The following is a 20,805-nucleotide window of genomic DNA, read 5'->3' on the forward strand; positions in this document are numbered from 1 at the left end:
TGTCTCATGCATAACCGCTTCGCATTCGTCGTCGCATTGGCCGTCCTCGCCGCCGCGCCGTGGCTCGGCGCGTATCCGGTCTTCATGATGAAGCTCATGTGCTTCGCGTTGTTCGCCACGTCGCTGAATCTGCTGCTCGGCTATGTCGGCCTGTTATCGTTCGGTCATGCGGCGTTCTTCGGCGTCGCGGCCTACGTCGCCGGCAGCGCGTTGCGCGATCACGGTTTGCCGCCTGAAGCCGCGTTACTGCTCGGCGCGGGCACTGGGGCCGCGCTCGGCCTCGTGATGGGCTTGCTCGCGATTCGCCGCAAGGGCATCTATCTTGCGATGGTCACGCTCGCACTCGCGCAGATGATCTACTTCTTCTGCGTGCAGGCGCCGTTCACGGGCGGCGAGGACGGCATGCAGGGCGTGCCGCGCGGGCGGCTCTTCGGCGTGCTCCCGCTGGACGACGACCTGACGCTCTACTACGTCGTGCTGGCCATCGGTGCGATGGCGTTCGCGTTCATCGGCCGCGTGATCGATTCGCCGTTCGGCCGGATTCTCGGCGCGCTGAAGGAGAACGAGGCGCGCACGGTTTCGCTCGGCTACGACGTCGATCGCTTCAAGCTGCTGGCGTTCGTCATATCGGCTGCTTGTGCGGGCCTCGCGGGCGCGATGAAGACGCTCGTGCTCGGCTTCGCCACGCTGTCCGACGTGCACTGGACGATGTCGGGCACCGTGATTCTCATGACTCTGCTGGGCGGTCTCGGCACGCGGTTCGGTCCGGCGGTCGGCGCGGTGATCGTCGTCGGGCTCGAAACGAAGCTGGCCGCGTTCGGCACGTGGCTCGCGGAGCTTACGCATATCGCGTGGTTTCAGGGGCTGGGCGAATCGGTCAGCATCGTGACCGGGATCATGTTTGTCGCCTGCGTGCTGCTGTTCCGGCGCGGCATCGTGGGGGAGTTGGCTCAGTGGTACGGTCGTCGTGACCGTGAAAGCGGACGCTTGCCCGCGCATCTGGTCAGCCACGACAGTACCTGAGTTGTCGTTACTTGGCAGGCAGATAATCGAACGGACCCTTGGACGTGACGAAGAAGATGCACTCGGTTTGCGAGATGCACTTCGTCACGTGCTGTTCGCCGCCTTTCTGATACCAGTACGAGCCGGGCGCAAGCGGATGATCCTGCCTCGAGCCGGGAGCTTCATTGGCGACGACGCCAGCAATGACGACGCCGTAATACGAGTAGGTGTGCGTATGCACGCCGCTGGCGGTGCCGCCAGCCATCTTGATGTAGTTGCTGTGAGCACTGGACGCCGGGTCGCCCCAGCCGTTCGCGGTGGTCAGACCTTCCTTGTTCTGGTAGAACTTCAACTCGGTTACTGGAACGACCTTCGATGTATCGGCGTAAAGATCGGCTTTGTCGCCGGCCGCTGCTGCAAGTACGGGGATTGCCGCGAGAAATGCTGCTGCCGCTGCGAGTCGTTTGGCTTTGGTTGCGAATGACATTTCGGATTCCTTTAGGATGTTGTCGAATCTATCGTTTGCTGCGAAGAATTTCGGCCCGGAGATAGAACCCCGGCGCCGTGTGTTCAGGCTTTTTGCGTTTGCTGACCGTACAGTTGTTTGCGATGCTCATCCGTCAATTGCGAAGGACGGATCTCTTCACCCAGCGCGTATGCGCGTTTCACGGCAGGTCGATTGCCGACTCGATCCAGCCAGCGGGCGACATGGGGAAACTCATCCAGGGCTATTCCCTGCGCGGCGTACTGCAAAGCCCACGGGAAAGCGGCCATATCGGCAATCGAATACTCGTTCGCAATATATTCCCGATCGGCCAGGCGCTTGTTCAGAACTGCGTAGAGGCGCTTTGCTTCTTTACTGAACCGGTCGATCGCGAGCGGCTGCGCTTCCGACGCATAGTTTCGGAAGAACACTGTCTGGCCCAGAATCGGGCCGAGGCCGGCCACCTGCCAGAACAGCCATTGCAAGACTTCAACGCGACCCTGTGGGTTCGCCGGAATGAACCGGCGCGTTTTCTCGGCGAGGTGCAGAAGAATCGCCCCGGACTCGAAGATCGACACATCGAGTTCACGGTCGACAATGGCAGGCATCCGATTGTTTGGGGAAAGCTTCGCGAATTCAGGCGTGAACTGAATACCCTTGCCGATATCGACGGGGTGAACCCGGTAATTCACCAGCGCCTCTTCGAGGAAAATGGCGACCTTCTGACCGTTGGGAGTCGGCCAGTAATAGAAGTCGACGCCGGCGGCAGTTGCGTTCGCTGCTGTGTTCATGATGGGATTTCTCACTGTTCATACGGGGGATCACACGGTTGGTGCGATTGATGGCGCCCAGTATGTGCCGTGGCCGGAAGGTGAGAAACAGGGCTAGCCCGAAAGGATCTTTCGCGAAACGCGAAAGTTGAGGCTGCGCGCGTCGGCTATGCGTACCACAGTGCGGTGTCGGCCCTCAAGGTTTCCACCGCCAGATCGACGAATACGCGCACCTTTTGATTGACGTGTCTGCCCTCGCGATGCACGACGTTAATGGGAAGCGTGGCCAGCTCGTGCTCCGGCAGCACGACTTGCAGCTTTCCTGCCGCCAGCGCGGGTGCGATCTGACAGGACAGCAGGCACACGATTCCCAGTCCGGACATCGCAGCCGACATCGCCGAGTCGTTTGTCGTCGTGATCAGGCGTGGCTGGATGGGCACGACGATGGGCTTGCCGTCCACGCGAAAGCGCCATTCGGGCGATGGCGTCGAAGGAAGCGACTGGATCGTCACATGTGACGTGAGGTCCTCGGGCTTTTGCGGCTCGCCGCGTGCCTGGAGATAGGCCGGCGACGCGCAAAGAAGGCTGCGAACCTTGCCCACCGAGATTGCCTGAAGGGAAGAATTGGGCAGATCGCCGATACGGATCGCAACGTCGACGCCCTCGTCGACCAGATTCACGGTTCGGTCCAGAAACCAGCAGCTCGCGATGACATCCGGATATCGCGCGAGATATTCCTGGACGATCGGCGTCACATGGGTATTGCCGAGAACGATGGGCGCGGTCACCGTCAACTGGCCTCGCGGCGACGTGCGCGCGCCGGCCGCGGCGAGTTCCGCCGCCTCCACGGTCGCGAGAACGCGGCGGCATTCATCGAAGAATGCGGCGCCGGCATCCGTCGTTCGGACGATGCGCGTCGTGCGGTTCAGAAGGCGCACACCGAGATGCTCCTCGAGATCGTTGACCAGACGGCTGATAACGGATGTCGAGACCTGGAGCTTGCGTGCCGCCGAAGAAAAACCTTCTGTTTCGACGACCGTCACGTAAGTCGCCATAGCGTGAAGTTTGTCCATATTCGACGCGACCCGAAAGAAGAATCGAGGCAGATGCCGTGCGCTTTCGAGTCCCGGCGGATGGGCGGATACTCGATGAACGATAGGCAATGATAGGGGAAGCGGGCGTACCGCAGGACTAACAACAACGCGTTGAGGGATAAACGCTATTCGTCCAACGCGATTGCGAGGCGATAATCAGGACATTCGACCACTCGATGAACCAAGATGCGCGACCGAATCGACGATGAGATCACCTTCCGCAAGCTCGAAGTCCTGCTCGCATTCATGGAGACGGGCAATCTGGCGAAGGCGGCCGAAGCGCTGAACGTGAGCACGGTCAGCGTGCACCGCGCGCTGCACTCGCTCGAGCAAGGCGTGCGATGCGCGCTGTTCCGTCACGAGGGCCGCAATCTCAAGTCGACCGAAGCGGCGCAGATGCTCGCCGACGTGGCGCAAGAGGTGATGACGCTGATGTCCGACGGCATTCGCGCGACACGCGAGGCGGCGGGTTATTCGTCAGACCGGCTCAGGATCGGCTCGCTGTATTCGCTGACCATCAAGACCGTGCCCGGCATCGTCGTCGATATCAAGGTGCGCCGGCCGACATTGCACGTCGAACTGGTGCTCGGTCCGAATGTGGAACTGGTCGACAAACTGAAGCGGGGCGAAATCGATGCGGCTCTGATGGCGGTGCCGGATGCCGAACCCGAGATCGAATCCATCCCCCTTTTCGAAGACGATATTTTCTTCGCCGCACCGGCGGGTTCCGCCTACGCAAATCAGGAAGCAGTCGATCTGCGGGACTGCCGCGACGAAGCATTCGTTTCGCTCGGCGAGGGCTTTGCGACCTATCACGGTTTCGTGGAGGCATTTCGCGTCGCCGACTTCACGCCGAACGTGACGATGCGCACCGGCGATATCTTCTCGCTGATGAACCTCGTGAGCGGCGGCGTCGGCTACACGCTTTTGCCCGGGCGCGTGCGCGGCGTCTTCGGCGACAAGGTGCAATTCATTCCGCTCAAGCCGCAGTACCTGATGCGCCAGACTATCGGCGTGAGCTTCCTGCGCGCGCGCGAGCGCGACCCGAACCTGCTCGCGCTGATGGCCGTCTGCCGTCTGCGCACGAGAAGCGCCGGTTGACCCTTCAGCGTTCGTCGCGTGTCCTTTCGCGCTCGACGAGCGCGCCGAGGTCCGTCAGCGAGGTCTCGCTGCAACTCACCGCGACGCCCTCCGCGAAAAGCGGGCTGGCCATCCGCGTCAGGACGTTTGCGGGCGGCATCTCGATCGCCAGACGCGCGCCGCGCTCCCACGCGAGTCTCATCGCGTCGTGCCAGCGCACCGGCCGCGCCATATTGCCGGCAAGATCGGCGGCGATGCGCGTACCGTCGAAAAGCGGCCGCGCGGCGCTGCTGCTCAGATACACGATACGCGGCGCGCGCACGTCGACGTGGGCGAATGCATCGGCGAGGGCGGCGGCGGGCGCATCGAGCAAAGTGCAATGCGACGGCACCGCGACATCGAGACGCTCGCAACGTTGAGCGCCTTGCTCGATGGCAAGCGTGGACAGACGTTGCATCGCGGCATCGCTGCCAGCGACGACCATCTGCGTTTCCGTGTTGATGTTCGCGAGGAAGACATCGCCGTGCACTTGCGCGATCAGCCGTTCGAGCGCTCGTTGCGTCATGCCGACGATCGCAGTCATTCCGTAGCCGCCCGGATAGGCGCGCTCCATCGACTGGCCGCGCAAGGCGACGAGCCTGATGGCGTCGGAGTAAGCGAGGGCGCCGGCGATCACGGCGGCGGGATACGCGCCGATCGACAGTCCGGACACCATGTCGGGCTCGTTACCGCTGGCCCGAAGGACGCGCGCCTGAGCGACGCCCGCGATCAACAGACAAAGCTGCACGGCGACGGTCGAGCGAAGCGCTGCCGCGTCGTCGATGGACTGCACGTCGTAGCCGAGCACGTCGCTGGCTTCTTCGAGCGTGCGGGCGGCTTCCGTGTGCGCCGGCAGCGCATGCAGCATGCCGGCGCGCTGCGAGCCCTGGCCGGGGAACGTGAATAGCACGCTCATGATGCTGCATCTCCCCGGCGCATCACGCGCCCATCAGCGCCTTGGTCGCGAAGAACAAGAGCGACGGTCCGAGCAGGCAGCCGACGCCCGTATGGAAGGTCGCGATCAGCGCGCCGTAGGGAACGAGCCGACGGTCGGTTGCGGCCAGTCCCGCGCTCACGCCGCTCACCGTGCCGGCCAGCCCGCCGAAGATCATCGCGGAACGTGGCGTCTTCAGCCCCATGAAGCCCGCCGCGATCGGCGTGCCGATCATCACGATGATCGCCTTGATGAGACCCGTCGCGATGCTGAGCGCGATCACATCCGAGCTCGCGCCGATCGCCGCGCCCGTCACCGGACCCACGATATACGTGACCGCGCCCGCACCGATGGTCGTCATGCTGACCGCATCCGTGTAGCCGAACGCATGGGCGATGCTCGCGCCGACGATGAACGGCAGCACCGTCCCGAGCAGCAGCGACACCACGCCGATCAGCCCCGCCTTGCGCGCTTCGGTCGCCTGCACTTCGAACGCGGTCGCGACGATGGCGAAGTCGCGCAGCATCGCACCGCCCATCAGGCCGACGCCGGTGAAGAGCGGCAGGTCCGCGAGACCTTTTTGTCCTCCGGTGAACGCGCCGCCGATGTAGGCGAGCACGAGGCCGATGACGATCGCGATCGCCGAGCCGTGCACGCGCCCGAAGGTCAGCTTGCGCGAAATCAGCGACGACACCCACATGATGAGGCCCACGAGGAAGAACGACGTGACGAGGCCGTTCTGGATCAAAATCTTGTCGAGCATATGCAGCATGGCTGTCTCCTGCTTCAGATTTCTTCGAGGTGCGGGGCGCTCACGAACGACGTGCTGTCGTGACCGGTGCGGGAAAGAACGGCGATGCAGCCCGCGCAGACAGCGGCAGCGCCCAGCGCCGACAACAGCGCGACGGGACCGCCCTTGAGCGCGGCGACAACGTTCTGGTTCGCCGCCATCGCGACGACGACGGGGATATACATCGCGCCCCAGAAGCCCACGCCCGCTTCGGTCTCCTTCGGCAGCCAGCCCTTCTTGTGCAGATAGAGGCGCAGGAAAATCAGCAGCAACATGGCGATGCCGACGCCGCCGACGTTCGTCTTCACGCCGATGGCAACGCCGAGCAAATCGCCGAGAAAGAGTCCTGCCAGGTGGCAGAACGCCAGGAGGGCGGTTCCGTAGATGATCATGTCGTGTCTCCGTTAATGAATTTATTGGTTCCCAGCGAGCCGCTGCGCAAGGCGGGTTCTAGCGCCACTGCTCCCGCAACTTGCGCCGCACCGTCGAGGAAGCAGCACGATGCTCGCTGCCGAGGCGGCTTTCCAGCCCGCGCGAAGGGTCGCGGCGAATGTCGTCGAAGGCGGCGTGCAGGGACTTCTCGACGGCTGTCTGATCGGCGCGGCTGGGCGCATCGGCGTTGCCTACGCTCAGGAGCTTCCACAGCAATCCGAGGGACGCATAGTTGTCGATGTCGTAGGCCATCGGCGGCACGCGCGCCGTGAACGCTTCGAGATCCGCGACCGAGCGCAGCGTGACCCGAGCGGCCGATTCCTTGCCCATCGCATGAACCATGACCTGCGAATCGGCGAGCGCGATCAGCCGGTTGGCCTGATAGCCATGCGCGAGAAACGCCCCCGACATCGCGCGCCCGACGATCAGCCCGATCACCGGATGACCCGCGAGCCGTGCGCTGGCGTAAGCATCCGCGGCACCGGCGAGCGCCTGGTGAATGCCGTACGCTTCTTCGCGCCGTCCATACGCCTGACTCGCGACATCGATGACCGCGACGATCGCGCGCTTCTCGTCGTGCGCCTTGTCGGCCGCGATGACTTCGCGCACCGCCCGCGCGAGTTCCCACGCCTCGACGAGCCCGACCTCGCCGCTGCGCGCACGCGGAAACGGATTGTCCGGATCGGGCACCACGGCGATGTAGCGCGCGCGATGCTCGCCCAGCCGCGCATCGGCGACACGCACGGACGGCGGATATCCGGGCTGCAACGGCGCGCTGTACGTGAGCGCGTCGAGCCAGACCGCCCCGCGCTTCGAAAGCTCTTGTGTGCTCATGACTGAAACCCCTTGCCGTAGATGGCGACTGCCTGTTCGGGCGTGGCCTGCACGCCCGGATCGACCTCGGACAAGCGCGCGAGGAATCCCGCGACGCGTTCGCTGCGGCATGCGTCGGGCCGCCCCGCGCGAAACAGGTCGATGACGGCCGCGCGAATCGCATCGGCGTCGTCGGCGACGTAGTCATCGACGAGGCCCGTGCGATGCCGTTGCTCGCAACCGGTGAAGCTCCAGATCATCGGACGGTCGCGCGAATCGAATTCGGCGATGCCTGCTTCCTGTTCGATGACCGCCGGGCCGTTGAGGCCGAGGCGCGCCTCGCGCGTGCCGATCAGATAGCTGCACAGCCCCGCCGCGATCGACATGCCGCCATAGCAGCCGATCGGTCCGGCCGTGATGCCGATCACCGGCTGGTAGCGCCGCAAGTCGACGATGCCCGCGTGAATCTCGGCGATCGCCGCGAGCCCGAGATTGGCTTCCTGCAGGCGCACGCCGCCCGTTTCGAAGAGGATCACCGCGCGCGTCGGAATGCCGTTGCGGTTGTCCTCGGCCGCGAGTTCGAGACTGCCCGCGATCTTCGCCGCCGACACCTCGCCCATGCTGCCGCCCTGGAATCCGCCGTCGATGCCGAGCACGACGGCGGGCTGCCCGTCGATAGCGCCCTTCGCGACCACCATGCCGTCGTCGGCCTGCGTGACGATGCCCTGGCGCATGAGCCACGGCGACGTGACGCGCTGGAACGGATCGAGCAGTTCGCTGAAGGTGCCTTGGTCGAGGAGCCTTTTTGCGCGGCTGCGCGCATCGAGCTCGATGAAGCTCTGGCGTTCGAGCAGTTGCTGTGTATCCATGATCGTCACGCTCCGCCGGTTGATTTCAGTTGTTCGAAGACTTGCCCGATGCGCATCTGCACGACGCCCGGCGTCGCGCCCGAATCGTTGATTTCGAGTTTCGCGGCGGGCAGCGAGCCGTCGCCGAAAATGCGTTCAAGCACTGCTTGCCAGAGTCGGCCTTTTCCGTCGACGGAGGTCGTGATGTTCACGACCGTGCGATTCGCAGCGTTCGCTTCGAGCAGCACTTCGAGGTCGCCCGAAGCGACGACGCCCACGAGCGCGCGGCCTTGCGCGGGCTGCCCCGCCGGGAATTCGAGGACGATGGTTTCCATGTGTGTTCCTATGCGTTCGACGGCTGATTGGCTTCGCCCTGAAGCCGGTCGAGAAAGAGGGCTGCGGCGAGCAGATCGGCGGCGCCGCCGGGTGATACGTGCAGTTCGACGAGCCGCCGGTCGAGCGCCTTCAGTTCGCGGCGTCCCGCGAGCGCGGCGGCGCCACCTCGTTCGAGCACGCAGCGCGCGCCGTGCTGCATCTCGGCGAGCGCGTCGCGGCCGCCGCGCGCGAGCACGCAGGTGTCGTCGAGCGTCGCCATCACGGCGAGCAATGCGTTGAGGCGCGCAGCCGTTTCGCTGTCGCCACGTGCGCGCGAGCGCATGAGTTCCGGCAGCGCGATATCCACGACATGCGGAAAGCCGGCTCGCGCCTGTCCGCGCGCGCCGCCGACGTTGTAGTCGATGCACGCCTGCTCGCCCTTGTTGCCGGTGATCGCCGGGGCGTGGCGATCCTGCACGCGAGCGATGGAGCCGGCACGCGACGCGACGGCTCGCGGATCGAGTTCCAGAGGTTCGCGCGCCGCCGCGGTCACGAGCAGCCCGAGCGCCCAGATCGCGCCGCGATGTGTGTTCACGCCGCCGGTCGCGTCGAGCATGCGCGCTTCGCCGTCGCGTCCGATTGCGCCGATACGCTCGCGCAGCGCACGCATCGGTTCGATGTCGATGCCGGCGCGCGCCAGCTCGACGAACGTCGGCTGCAATGCAAGCGCCGATACGCACATCAGGCTCCAGTCGAGATCGCGATGCGCGCCGCGGCTGCGGATATCGACAAGACCGGGTTTCGGCGCAAGCGTGACTTCATCGATCAGCGCTTGCACCACATGCGCGCCGAAACGTTCGGCCAGATCCGGCGCGCGGCGCAGCGGCCACGCCGCGTTCATAGCGAGGTTCTCGCGCATTACCAGCTCCGAAAGCGCGCGGGCGGTTCGTACAGCCCGTCCGACCAGTCGACGATATCGGCCATGCTCTTCGCGGCGAGCAGCGATCGGCTCGCTTCGCCGCGATGGACGCCGAGGTCCTCGGGCAGCGCGACGAAGCCGTCGCGGCGCAGCGCGGCGAGCTTGCCTGCGTCGCTCTTGAGGCCGACAGGCGTGACGCCCGCGACGGCCGCGATCATCTCCTTGCGATGTTCGAGCGAGCGCGCCTTGTAGAGATACGCGATGCCTTCCTCGGTCAGCACGTGCGTGACGTCGTCGCCATAGATCATGACCGGTGCGAGCGGCATGCCGGACTCGCGGCCGACCTCGACGGCATCGATCGATTCAACGATGGTCGGCTGGCCGCCCGCCTGGAACGTCTCGACCATTTGCACGACGAGCTTGCGGCCGCGTTCGAGCGGGCTGTCCGTTTGCAGCAGATCGAGCCATGCGGGCGTGGCGTGGCGACGGCCGTGCGGATCGTGGCCCATGTTCGGCGCGCCGCCGAAGCCGGTGAGCCGCCCGTGCGTGACCGTCGATGAATTGCCTGCGCCATCCATCTGCAAGGTCGAGCCGATGAACATGTCCACCGCGTATTGCCCGGCGAGCTGGCACATCGTGCGATTGGAGCGCATGGAGCCGTCGCGGCCGGTGAAGAAGATGTCGGGCCGTTGCGCGACATACGCTTCCATCCCGAGCTCGCCGCCGAAGCAGTGCACGCTCTCGACCCAGCCGGTTTCGATCGCGGGGATCAGCGTCGGATGCGGATTGAGCGTCCAGTGGCGGCAGATCTTGCCCTTGAGGCCGAGCCTTTCGCCGTAGGTCGGCAGGATCAGTTCGATGGCGGCGGTGTTGAAGCCGATGCCGTGATTGAGCGACTGCACCTGATGCCGCTCGTAGATGCCGCGAATGGCCATCATCGCCATCAGGACCTGGATCGGCGTGATGAGACGTGGATCGCGCGTGAAGAGCGGCTCGATGAAGAAGGGCTTGTCGGCCTGCACGACGAAATCGATCCACGAGCCGGGGATATCGACGCGCGGCAGGTCTTTCGGATCGTCGACGATCTCGTTGACTTGCGCGATCACGATGCCGTCGCGAAACGCGGCGGCTTCGACGAGCGAGGGCGTGTCCTCGGTGCTCGGACCGGTATAGAGATTGCCCGCGCGATCCGCCTTGTAGCCCGCGCACAGCACGACGTTCGGCGTCAGGTCAACATAGAGCCGCGCATACAGCTCGATGTAGGTATGAATCGCGCCGATCTCCAGGATGCCGTCCTGAAGGAACTGCGAGATGCGCAGGCTTTGCGCGCCGGCATACGCGAAGTCGAGCTTTCTTGCGATGCCGCGCTCGAAGAGATCGAGATGTTCGGCGCGGCTCACGCTCGGAATGATGAGATGCAGGTCGTGGACGACTTCCGGATCGACCTTCGCAAGCGAACGCGACAGAAAATCCGCCTGCTTCTGGTTGTTTCCCTCGACGACCACGCGGTCGCCGGGTGCGACGAGCGCTTGCAGGACATCGACGATGCGTTCGGTGGGCAGCACCATGCCGTCCGCTATCGATGCAACCCGCGCAAGCCGACGATGTTTCTCCGCGCGGCGCGTGGCCCAGCGGGACTGGCTCTGACTTTGACTGGACATGTGGACTCTCGCTCAAGACTTGAGGCGAGTCTAGGGAGCGGGAGAGGCGCGTTCAATCAGCTTCGGAATGCGTTCGTTATCGTCAGGGTAACGATCGGTCGGGGTGCATCGTGTGTGCCGCGCGGGGCGGGGCTGTGGGGCTGAAAGCCGATGATGAGGGTTTTCCCTCGCGGCGGCTTGGCCGAAGTGCACGGGCGGACATTTCCGGCCGAACGGCCGTTTCGCCGCCCGTGCATCGACAACGTGCCCGTCGTTCAGGCGTGATGCAACTTGCGCTTAGGCTGATGCGTTCGTTGCCTCGTTTCCCAACCTTCCGCGAGCCCCACATCCGCGTGCGAAGGTTCGAGCATGGGACCGCCTTTCACCAGATCGGCGGCGCGTTCGGCCAGCATGATCGTGGGCGCGTTCAGGTTGCCGTTCGGCTCGGTCGGAAAAACGGACGAGTCGATCACGCGCAGCCCCTCCATTCCCCGCACCCGCAGTTCCGAATCCACCACGGCCATCGCGTCTTCGCCCATGCGGCATGATCCGCACGGATGCATCGTGCTTTCCAGGTTCGCACGGACAAAGGCGTCGATCTCGTCGTCTGTCTGGACATCCGGGCCGGGCGCAAGCTCGACATCGCGAAACGGGTCCATCGCCGGTTGCGTGATGATCTCGCGCGTGAGGCGCACGCATCGCCGGAATCCTTCGCGATCTTCCTCGCGTTCGAGATAGTTGAAGCGGATCTCGGGATGCGCATAGGGATCGGCTTCGTTCAGGCGCACGTAACCCCGGCTCTTCGGCTTGTTGGGGCCGGTGAGCACCATGAAGCCATGTCCCTTGAGTGGCTTGTCGCCGTCATAGCGCATGGCGGCGGGCAGGAAGTGGAACTGGATGTCCGGCCAGCGCAGGCCCGCTTCCGAGCGGATGAAGCCGCCGGCTTCGAAGTGATTGCTGGCCCCGAGCCCATCCTTGAACAGCAGCCAGCGCAGCCCGATCATGAATTTGCTGAACGGGTCCATCCTGCTGTTGAGCGTGACGGGCTGCTTGCATGCGTACTGGATATAAATCTCGGCGTGATCCTGCAGATTCTCTCCGACGCCCGGCAGATCGTGCATGACCTCCACGCCCGCGCGCCGCAGCACCTCCGCCGGCCCGATGCCCGAGCGCTGAAGCAGGTGAGGCGAACCGATCGGCCCCGATGAAATCAGCACTTCGGCGCGGCAACGCGCGGTATGCGTCACGCCGCCCTGATCGTAGACGACACCCACCGCGCGCTTGCCTTCGATCAGCACGCGACGTGTCATCGCGTGGGTCACGACATGCAGGTTGGGCCGCGTCATCGCCGGGCGCAGATAGGCATTCGCGGTTGACCAGCGCACGCCGTCCTTGACCGTCATGTGCATCGCGCCGAAGCCTTCCTGCATGTAGCCGTTGCAGTCGTCGGTCTTGATGTAGCCCGCCTGCGCGCCCGCCTCGACCCATGCGCCGTAGAGCGGATTGCGCATGTTGTTGCCGTTGTTCGTCGACAATGGCCCGCTCTCGCCACGGTACTGATCGCCGCCGAACTTGTAGCTCTCGGCGCGCCGGAAATACGGCAGGCAGTTCGCGTATTCCCAGCCTCGCGCACCGAGCGATTCCCATTCGTCGAAATCGCAGGCATGGCCGCGAATGTAGACGAGACCATTGATCGACGACGACCCGCCCAGCACCTTGCCGCGCGGACAATGCAACTGGCGTCCTTCGAGATGGGGTTCCGGCGCGGTCTGATACTTCCAGTTGTACTTCTTCGTGTTCATCGGCATCGAAAACGCGCTCGGCATCTGGATGATGATGCTGCGATCGCTGCCGCCATACTCCAGCACCAGCACGCGCACATTCGGGTTTTCGGTGAGGCGGTTGGCCAGCACGCATCCGGCCGAACCCGCCCCGACGATGATGTAATCGTATTGATCGGTTGACATGTCTTTTCCTTTAATGACGCGTCGGCTTAGAAGCGCTTGTCGCCTGTCGTGTACTGGGGCTGGGTGCTTTCGATGTGAGCAATGACCGCTTCTTCCTTTCTCATGTCGAGCGAGCGCGCGAGCAGGAAGTACGCGATTGCCGACACGAGGAGGCCGACCAGCCATGCCAGATCGACACTGCCGATCGCCCGTGCAAGCGGACCGACATAGACTTCGTCCTGTCCATCGAAGATGCAGAAGAAGGGGACCATCGCCGCGAAGCCGATGACATACGAGATCAGTCCACGCGCGCCCCACGCGCCATACACGCTGCCGTGCGGCATGAAAAAATGCGGGATCGCATAGCGGCCCTTGCGGACGAAGAAATAGTCGGTGAGGTTGACCGCCGTCCACGGCACGAGGAAGTACAGCATCACAACGAGATAGATGTTCAGCACCGACAATCCCTTGCCCGACGTGTAGATGCTCAACGCCACGCCGAGTTGCAGGCACACGACGAACAGCACCGCGACGATGCGCGTCCTGGCCGTCGGCCGGATCTTCCTGAACGAATCGACGCCGGTGATGGCCGTGAGCTTCGCGCTGTAGATGTTCATCGCGATGACGGGCAGGAACGCGAGTATCGTGACGGCGACGACCACGCTGCCGAGCCCCGGTGCGAGATCGCTGCCGACCTGATTGAGCGCGACGAGCACATCGCTCGCATGCAGATGATCGGCGAGCCAGCCACCGACGGCGATCATCCACGCACCCGACAGCGACGCGCCCACGAAGACCGCCGCGATCAGCCTGCCGCCCGGCGTGTTCTTCGGCAGATAGCGCGAGTAGTCCGACACATAGGGCGCATAGGCGATGTTGTAGCTCGCAGCCGCCGCGAACTGGGCGATGAAGCCTGTCCAGTTGAAGCCGAGCGGCGCCGGCGGATTCGCGCCTGCCGCCGCTGCCGGCAGCGGGATGTCATGGACCCAGTGCATCAGCACCGCAAAGGTGACGAGCCCATACAGCGGAAGCGACAGATACAGCGCCCATTTGAAGCTGCGATGCATCCAGTCGTGGCCGAGCACGGCGAGGATCGAAGCCGGCACGGTGACCGCGAGCGCTATCCTGAACGGGTCCCAGCCGAACAGCGTTTTCAGGCCTTGCATCATCAACACGAGATTGACGATGTTGAAGCCCGCGAAGACGAACAGCGTCGCGAACAGCACGAGAATCACGCCGCGATAGCCGAACTGCGCGCGCGACTGGATCATCTGCGGCAAGCCGAGATGCGGGCCTTGCGAGCCATGAAACGCCATGAACAGCGTGCCGAACATGATGCCTAGAGTGCCGGCGACGGTGGTCCACCACGACGTGAGACCGACGCTCGGCCCGACGAAGCCGATCGTCATCGTGAAGAAGGTGAAGTTGCCGAGGAACCAGAAAGGCCCCTGTCGCGAGAGCCGGTCGGTGCGCTCGTGCTCGGGAATGAAGTCGATCGAATGACCTTCGATCGCGCCGTGCTCGCTCGCCGCCGCGCTCGTGCTCGCCGCGCTTTCGTATGATTTCATCGCGTACCTCGATCAGTAAGCTGATGCCGTAAGAGGGGAGAGACGCTCAGTGCAACGTGATCCAGACGGCCTTCGTCTCCGTCAGATGGTCGAGCTGCTCCATCCCGAGGTCTTTGCCGAAGCCCGATTCCTTGAATCCTCCGAACGGCATCGACGGGTCGATCGTGCTGTGCGCGTTCACGTAGACGCTGCCCGCGCGCAAACGCGGCACCAGGTTGTGAATGCGGTTCACATCGTTCGAATAGATGGCTGCGGCGAGACCGTAAGGCGAGTCATTCGCGAGCTGCACGGCTTCGTCGATGTCATCGAAGGGCGATGTCACCAGCACCGGCCCGAAGATCTCTTCGCGGACGATCTTCATCGAGTTGCGGCAATGCGCGAAGATCGCGGGCTCGACGAAGTAGCCGGCTTCATCGCGCCTGCGTCCGCCGTAGACGAGCTCGGCCCCTTCGCGGCGTCCCGTATCGATATACGCGCTCACGCGCTCCTTCTGCAGCGCCGACACGAGCGGACCGATGAAGCAATCGGGATCGAGGCCGGGCGCGATCTTCAACGTGCGCGTGTAGTCGACGAGCGCGGCGAGAAAGCGCTCGTGGATCCTGCGCTGGACATATACGCGCGTGCCCGCATCGCACACCTGGCCCGAGTTGAAGAACATGCCGTTGGCGACGGCGCGCGCGGCGGCATCGACGTCCGCATCGTCGAGCACGAGCACCGGCGACTTGCCGCCGAGCTCCAGCGTCACGCGGCGGATATCGCTCACGGCTGCCTGGCCCACGTTGCGCCCAACGTCCGTCGAGCCGGTGAACGTGAGCTTGTCGATGCCGGGATGACGCGCGAGCGCCGCGCCGATCACGTTGCCGCGCCCCGTCACGACATTGACGACGCCCGCCGGAATGCCGGCTTCCTGCACGAGCTCGGCGAAGCGCAGCGTCGATAGCGAAGTGAGCTCGGCCGGCTTGATGACCGCCGTGCAGCCCACGGCGAGGGCGGCCGCGAGCTTCCACGCCATCGTCTGGAGCGGGAAATTCCACGGCACGATGATGCCGACCACGCCGACCGGCTCCTTGCGCGTATAGGCGACATAGTCACCCGGAAGCGACGGCTCGACGGTGCGCCCATGCAGCTTCGAGGCCCAGCCGGCGAAGTAGCGGAACGTATCGATGGTGCCCTGCACGTCGACGTCGCGGGCCTGCGCGGCGGACTTGCCCATGTCGATCGATTCGATTTCGGCGAGTTCCGTCGCGTTGGCTTCGATCAGATCGGCGAGCCGATGCAGCAGGCGCTCGCGTTCCAGCGGCTTGAGCTTGCGCCACGGGCCGCCGTCGAACTGCGCGCGCGCCGCCTGAACCGCGCGATCGAGATCCCCGACTGTTGCGAGCGGAATCTGCGTGATGCAACCCGTGGTCGAAGGCTCGATGACATCGAGCGTCTCTCCTGCGCCGCCCGTCACCCACTCGCCACCGATGAACATCGTCTGCGGCTTGTTCAAAAAGCGCGTGGTGGCTTCCTGAACGCCGAAACGCTCCAGATAATTACGGACAATGGTATCCAACTTCGTCTCCTGTTTTTCCGGGGCTTCGTGATGTCGAGTCCCGTGAATGTCGATGTGAACCGTGCGCCTGCGGGCGCGCCGTTCAACGATTCGCTTTGCTGCGCTCGTGGAAGATGAAGCCGATCGAGTTCATCAGCAATTGGGCGGCGAGAATCGGCGTGACGCCGGCGGGATCGTAGGCGGGCGCGACTTCCACGAGGTCCATTCCTACGATGTTTCCGCGGCTGCGACGGGCGAGCGCCTGGATGATTTCGAGCACCTCGTAGTACAGGAAACCGCCGTGGCTCGGCGTGCCTGTACCGGGCGCGATGGATGGATCGAAGCCGTCGATGTCGATGGTTATATAGTAGGCCGCGCCTTCGGGGACCCGCGCGAGCACGCCTTCCGTGCCGAGCTTGCGCACGTCGCGGACCGACAGGATCTCCGAGCCGGCACGGCGCGCCGCGTCGTAGTCGTCGCGGTTCGACGACGACACGTTGCGAATGCCGAGCTGCGTCATGCCGACGATATGCGCCATCTCGGAGGCGCGCCGCAGCGGATTGCCGTGCCCGTAGCGCACGCCGTGCCGCTCGTCGACGAAGTCCAGATGCGCATCGAAATGAATGATGTGAATCGGCCCCTTGCCTTCGAACGCCTTGATCACCGGTGCGTGAATCGAGTGATCGCCGCCCAGCGTGACGGGCATCGCGCCGCACGCCAGAATCTTGCGCACCGCGAGCTCGATATTCGCGTTGCTGCTCGCCATGTCGGTGTGCACGATGTCGGCATCGCCGACGTCGACCATGCGCACCTGATCGCGGCTCAGATACAGCACATCGTCTTCGTGATCGTAGGCGCCGGCGTGACCGAACGAAAACAGGGTCGACGCCTCGCGGATGCTGCGCGGCCCGAAGCGCGTGCCGGAGCGCCATTGCGTGCCCATGTCGTTCGGTGCACCGAGGATCGCCACGTCGGCGTCGATGCGGTTCCAGTCGAGGCACACCGGCGATTTCGCGAACGTGCAATGACCGACGAACGGCAGATTGAGCCGTCCGGATTCGTAGTTGTTTTCCTTCATCTGCATCTCCTGTTCTGTCAAGATGGGCCGCAGGTTGAGCCTGCGCGTTGTTTTGAGAGACTATGAACAGGAATGGCGGGCACGAGAATCACGAGTATCGGATGTTCATATCGGAATTTCCGAAGCAACGACGCGTGGAGGCGCGAACCCGATGACCCAGTTGCAGGACGTAGATCTCAAGCTGTTGCGGGTGTTCATGGCCGTGGTGCGATGCGGCGGCTTTTCGGCGGCGCAGGCGAGCCTGAACGTCAGCCAGTCGACGATCAGCGAGCAAATGACGACGCTCGAGACCCGTCTCGGGCTGAAGTTATGCGAACGGGGCCGGGGCGGTTTCCGTCTGACCGAGCATGGCATCGCGACCTACGAAGCGGCGCAGCGGCTGCAGATTGCGGTGGAAGCGTTTTGCATGGATACGGATGCGCTGAAGAAGCACATCTCGGGACGGCTCTATCTCGGGACCATCGACAACACGGTTTCCGACAAGGCATCGCCGCTGCCGCATGTGCTGCAGAAGTTCGTCTCACGCGGACACGATGTGCATGTGGATGTCTATGTCGGCTCGCCTGCCGAACTCGAGGAGCGCGTGCTGGACGGCCGGCTCCATGTGGCCATCGGCCACTTTCCGATTCACGTGCCGGGCCTGAGCTACGCCGAGCTTTATGCGGAACCGGATGGCCTCTATTGCGGGAAGGGGAATCCGCTTTATGCGCGCGCGTTCGATGCGGACGTATCGTCCGAAACGATCGCCGAGAGCCGGATCGTCGCGCGCGGCTATTTCCAGCAGCATGATCTGCGCATGTTGAGCGCGAGCAAGGCAGCGGCGACCGTCGACAATGTCGAAGCTCAGGCCATCCTGATTCTGTCGGGGGCGTACGTGGGGTTCCTGCCCAATCACTACGCGGCGCGCTGGGTCGAGACCGGTGACATGCGCCGGATCAGCGCAGAGCGGCTGGGCGGAGAGTGGCCGTTCTGCGCGATCACGCGGCGGGGTGTTTCGATGCCTTCCATTCTGAAGGCGTTCATGGCCGATCTGCAGGGTTGCCAGGAGGCGTTGAGATCGGCCTTGCCCGGCAACCCATCCCGATAGCCACGGGAAATCACATCAATCCAGTGCGACTGCACCCGCCTGCACACGCGCTCGCGACGGTGCCGTTTCCTTCAGACCGAGCGCCACGACAAACCCGATCGCGAGGGCAGCCAGTCCGAGATGCATGATGTACTGAATGCCGAAATGCTTTGCGATGTAACCCGCAATCGCCGGGGCGAATCCACCACCGAACACTTCGCCGATGCCGACCACCAGACCCGAAGCCGTCGACATCAGCTTCGCCGGCACCGATTCCGCGCTCAAGGGTCCGACTGTCAGCGTGATCATGCTGAAGACGAACAGAAGCGTGAGCGTGAGGTACGTGAATAGCAAGGTCGGGTTCGCACCGGTCCGCATGAGAAGGAAGAGGAAGACGGCCGCGCCGATCACCGAGAAGATCATGACCGGCTTCCTGCCGAGCTTGTCGGAAAGTGCCGGCATCACGAGCGTGCCGAGCGTGCCGCCGAAACCGATCGAGGACAGCACATAACCCATCTGCTGCATGCTCAGATGCAAATAGTCGATCAGGTAACTGGGGAAGAGTGCGCTCAGCACGACGAGACACGTCAACCAGCACAGCATGCCGACGATGTTCAACGCTATGTTGCGGTAGCGAAAGACATCGGTCCATCTGTGGGTGGCGGCATCGTGCGTCGCCGTGTGCTGTGCAGCGGCCGAAGCTTTCGTATTGCGCAGCACCCTGAACATCAGGTAAGCCACCAGCAAACCCGGAATCGACACCACCGCGAATATCCAGTGCCACGGCAGCACTTTCAGCAACTGCGTGACGAGGATCGGCGCGATGCCCAGACCGAATAGCGGCAGCGCCATCTGCTGAATGCCGATGTTGCGGCCGTGACGCGTCGGCTTCGATGCATCGAGTGTCGCGATGATGCTGGCAGGCGTATAGGCGCCTTCGGCAAAGCCCATCACGGCGCGAATCAGGATCAACGAGCCGACGCCCGTTGCAAGACCGCTCAAGCCCGCCAGCAACGAAAACACGATGATCGCCGGAATGATGACCTTACGATGGCCGACGCGATCGGAGAGGTTGCCCATGAACATCGCCGAGATGCCCCACGCGACGGCGAGCGCACCGGTGATGTGCCCGAGGTCCTGATAGTCGAGATGCAGATCCGTCATCATGACGGGAAAGAGCGGCATGATCATGAACCGGTCGATGCCGACCAGTCCGAAGCCGAGCGACAGCAAGGCCACGGCTTTCCACTCGTAGGCGATATCCCACCCTGAAACCCTGTTGTGTTCCATGTTTGCGATCTCCAGATCGTAGAGCGATGTCGTCGCACGCGACGAGCGATTGATGTCAGAAAGAAGTCTGCAGGCCGAGGCGGCCGATGACCTGATGCGTGGTGCTCGATTGACCCGCACCGTTGATCCAGGCGTTGTGTCCGCCTTCGACATCGCCGCCGGTCCACTGAAAGACCGCTTCGGCGTACAACGTGGTGCGCTTGGAAAGAAGATACTGAGCGACGCTCGTGACTTGCTGCGCCCTGTTGTGGCTCAACTGTGCGTTGCCCTTCATGTACTGATAGTTCGCGCCGAAGCGGATATCCGGCATGAACGTGTACAAGGCGCCGGCCTGAACCGCCTGCACGACGCCGCCCGTCAGCGTATTGCGCGTGTTGGTATAGAGCGCGTTGAGATACACATCGCCGATGGTCTGACTGAGCCCGCCTCCGAAATTGCGGATACCGTCGTGGCCGTCGTTCAGCGCCGCGTACCGGGTTTCGTTGTACGCGGCCGCAATACCGAAGCTGCCGATCGCATAGTTCACGCCGAAGCCGATCGTGTTGTTCGCGGAAAACGAGCCGGGCGTGTTGCCGAAGCCGTACAGTGCGCCGAGCCTCAGGCCTGAGAAGGTGGCCGAGACGATCTTGACCGAGTTCGATACGCGCGACGTTCCGCCGGTCTGGTCGAAGTCGAACGAGCCGGTCGGATTCTGGGGAATGCCGAGCGCGGCGAACGGCCCCTGGCGCATGTTGTAGAGGCCGCCATACGTGAAGCCGCCGTCCAGTTTCGCAGGCGGAAAGAAGAGGAAGTCGGCCATCAGGTTGTATTGCTGGCCGAACGTGATGCGCCCGACGCCGTCTTTCGACAGACCGACGAAAGCCTGCCGGTTGAAGTCGGCGCCCGGTCCCGGAATCCCCGCGCCGCTGTTCACCGAGAACTGCGACGCAAGCTCGAAGAGGGTCTTGTAGCCGCCGCCGAGATCCTCGATGCCACGGACGCCCCAGAGGCTCGGCGTCCAGATCGAGTCGTCGGCCTTGAAGTTATGGCTGCCGTTTTCGTTGCTCACATAGCTCACGCCGACGTCGAGAATGCCGAACAGCGTCACGCTGCTTTGCGCTCTGGCTTGCGGAGCGAGCACGCATGTAGCGAGCAGCGCGCATAGTGTCTTCCTCATGTTCTCT

20 protein-coding genes are annotated in these 20,805 nt (G+C 63.8%); 3 read left to right on the forward strand and 17 right to left on the reverse strand.

Annotated elements, in window-relative coordinates; translation table 11 throughout:
• Nucleotides 1-6: 6 nt before the first annotated feature.
• Complete coding sequence (locus ACEN42_RS37520; protein ID WP_371882618.1) at nucleotides 7-1,023, forward strand: branched-chain amino acid ABC transporter permease; 1,017 nt, start codon at nucleotides 7-9, stop codon at nucleotides 1,021-1,023.
• A gap of 7 nt (nucleotides 1,024-1,030) precedes the next feature.
• On the opposite strand, the gene ACEN42_RS37525 is transcribed toward ACEN42_RS37520, so the two are convergent.
• The 3 genes from ACEN42_RS37525 to ACEN42_RS37535 form a co-directional block, all read right to left on the reverse strand.
• Nucleotides 1,031-1,489 carry a DUF4437 domain-containing protein gene (locus ACEN42_RS37525; RefSeq protein ID WP_371882619.1) on the reverse strand — a complete coding sequence of 153 codons (459 nt, stop codon included), beginning with the start codon at nucleotides 1,487-1,489 and terminating at the stop codon, nucleotides 1,031-1,033.
• Nucleotides 1,490-1,572: 83 nt separating this feature from the next.
• Entirely contained in the window at nucleotides 1,573-2,277 is a 705-nt protein-coding gene (locus ACEN42_RS37530) for a glutathione binding-like protein (protein ID WP_371882620.1), read from the reverse strand.
• Nucleotides 2,278-2,423: 146 nt separating this feature from the next.
• Nucleotides 2,424-3,329, reverse strand: a complete 906-nt coding sequence (locus ACEN42_RS37535; RefSeq protein ID WP_371882621.1) for a LysR family transcriptional regulator — start codon at nucleotides 3,327-3,329, stop codon at nucleotides 2,424-2,426.
• Between the two features lie 207 nt (nucleotides 3,330-3,536).
• Here ACEN42_RS37535 and ACEN42_RS37540 point away from each other — a divergent pair, with 207 nt between their 5' ends.
• Nucleotides 3,537-4,451, forward strand: a complete 915-nt coding sequence (locus ACEN42_RS37540; protein ID WP_035498987.1) for a LysR family transcriptional regulator — start codon at nucleotides 3,537-3,539, stop codon at nucleotides 4,449-4,451.
• 4 nt (nucleotides 4,452-4,455) lie between these two features.
• On the opposite strand, the gene mdcH is transcribed toward ACEN42_RS37540, so the two are convergent.
• The 12 genes from mdcH to speB all read right to left on the reverse strand — a co-directional run bounded on the left by mdcH (nucleotide 4,456) and on the right by speB (nucleotide 17,286).
• Nucleotides 4,456-5,385 (reverse strand): malonate decarboxylase subunit epsilon, encoded by a 930-nt coding sequence (mdcH, locus tag ACEN42_RS37545; protein WP_371882622.1) that lies wholly within the window; start codon nucleotides 5,383-5,385, stop codon nucleotides 4,456-4,458.
• A 22-nt stretch (nucleotides 5,386-5,407) separates the two neighbouring features.
• Nucleotides 5,408-6,175 (reverse strand): malonate transporter subunit MadM, encoded by a 768-nt coding sequence (gene madM / locus ACEN42_RS37550; protein ID WP_187603580.1) that lies wholly within the window; start codon nucleotides 6,173-6,175, stop codon nucleotides 5,408-5,410.
• A gap of 14 nt (nucleotides 6,176-6,189) precedes the next feature.
• A complete protein-coding gene (gene madL, locus ACEN42_RS37555) occupies nucleotides 6,190-6,585 on the reverse strand; it encodes a malonate transporter subunit MadL (RefSeq protein ID WP_035498984.1) in 396 nt (131 codons plus the stop codon).
• Nucleotides 6,586-6,643: 58 nt separating this feature from the next.
• Nucleotides 6,644-7,459: a biotin-independent malonate decarboxylase subunit gamma gene (mdcE, locus tag ACEN42_RS37560; RefSeq protein WP_371882623.1), complete on the reverse strand. Its 816-nt coding sequence runs from the start codon at nucleotides 7,457-7,459 to the stop codon at nucleotides 6,644-6,646.
• On the reverse strand, nucleotides 7,456-8,307 hold the full coding sequence (locus ACEN42_RS37565) for a biotin-independent malonate decarboxylase subunit beta (protein WP_371882624.1): 852 nt from the start codon (nucleotides 8,305-8,307) through the stop codon (nucleotides 7,456-7,458). The genes mdcE and ACEN42_RS37565 overlap by 4 nt, the downstream gene beginning before the upstream one ends.
• A 5-nt stretch (nucleotides 8,308-8,312) precedes the next feature.
• Nucleotides 8,313-8,621 carry a malonate decarboxylase subunit delta gene (locus ACEN42_RS37570; RefSeq protein WP_061118522.1) on the reverse strand — a complete coding sequence of 103 codons (309 nt, stop codon included), beginning with the start codon at nucleotides 8,619-8,621 and terminating at the stop codon, nucleotides 8,313-8,315.
• Between the two features lie 8 nt (nucleotides 8,622-8,629).
• Nucleotides 8,630-9,520, reverse strand: a complete 891-nt coding sequence (locus tag ACEN42_RS37575) for a triphosphoribosyl-dephospho-CoA synthase (protein WP_371882625.1) — start codon at nucleotides 9,518-9,520, stop codon at nucleotides 8,630-8,632.
• Entirely contained in the window at nucleotides 9,520-11,181 is a 1,662-nt protein-coding gene (gene mdcA, locus ACEN42_RS37580) for a malonate decarboxylase subunit alpha (RefSeq protein ID WP_371882626.1), read from the reverse strand. Before mdcA ends, ACEN42_RS37575 begins: the two co-directional genes overlap by 1 nt.
• Nucleotides 11,182-11,435: 254 nt before the next feature.
• Nucleotides 11,436-13,127 carry a choline dehydrogenase gene (gene betA / locus ACEN42_RS37585; protein WP_371882627.1) on the reverse strand — a complete coding sequence of 564 codons (1,692 nt, stop codon included), beginning with the start codon at nucleotides 13,125-13,127 and terminating at the stop codon, nucleotides 11,436-11,438.
• A 26-nt stretch (nucleotides 13,128-13,153) separates the two neighbouring features.
• Nucleotides 13,154-14,674 carry a cytosine permease gene (locus tag ACEN42_RS37590; RefSeq protein ID WP_238289303.1) on the reverse strand — a complete coding sequence of 507 codons (1,521 nt, stop codon included), beginning with the start codon at nucleotides 14,672-14,674 and terminating at the stop codon, nucleotides 13,154-13,156.
• Nucleotides 14,675-14,720: 46 nt separating this feature from the next.
• A complete protein-coding gene (locus tag ACEN42_RS37595; protein ID WP_371882628.1) occupies nucleotides 14,721-16,229 on the reverse strand; it encodes an aldehyde dehydrogenase family protein in 1,509 nt (502 codons plus the stop codon).
• Between the two features lie 82 nt (nucleotides 16,230-16,311).
• A complete protein-coding gene (gene speB / locus ACEN42_RS37600) occupies nucleotides 16,312-17,286 on the reverse strand; it encodes an agmatinase (RefSeq protein WP_371882629.1) in 975 nt (324 codons plus the stop codon).
• 151 nt (nucleotides 17,287-17,437) lie between these two features.
• Between speB and ACEN42_RS37605 the strand changes: the two genes are divergently transcribed.
• Nucleotides 17,438-18,373 (forward strand): LysR family transcriptional regulator, encoded by a 936-nt coding sequence (locus ACEN42_RS37605; RefSeq protein ID WP_371882630.1) that lies wholly within the window; start codon nucleotides 17,438-17,440, stop codon nucleotides 18,371-18,373.
• A 15-nt stretch (nucleotides 18,374-18,388) separates the two neighbouring features.
• On the opposite strand, the gene ACEN42_RS37610 is transcribed toward ACEN42_RS37605, so the two are convergent.
• Nucleotides 18,389-19,795: an MFS transporter gene (locus ACEN42_RS37610; RefSeq protein ID WP_371882631.1), complete on the reverse strand. Its 1,407-nt coding sequence runs from the start codon at nucleotides 19,793-19,795 to the stop codon at nucleotides 18,389-18,391.
• Entirely contained in the window at nucleotides 19,698-20,798 is a 1,101-nt protein-coding gene (locus ACEN42_RS37615) for a porin (protein ID WP_371882632.1), read from the reverse strand. The genes ACEN42_RS37610 and ACEN42_RS37615 overlap by 98 nt, the downstream gene beginning before the upstream one ends.
• Between the last annotated feature and the right edge of the window lie 7 nt (nucleotides 20,799-20,805).

Source organism: Caballeronia sp. S22 (assembly GCF_964261745.1).
GTDB classification, from domain to species: domain Bacteria; phylum Pseudomonadota; class Gammaproteobacteria; order Burkholderiales; family Burkholderiaceae; genus Caballeronia; species Caballeronia jiangsuensis.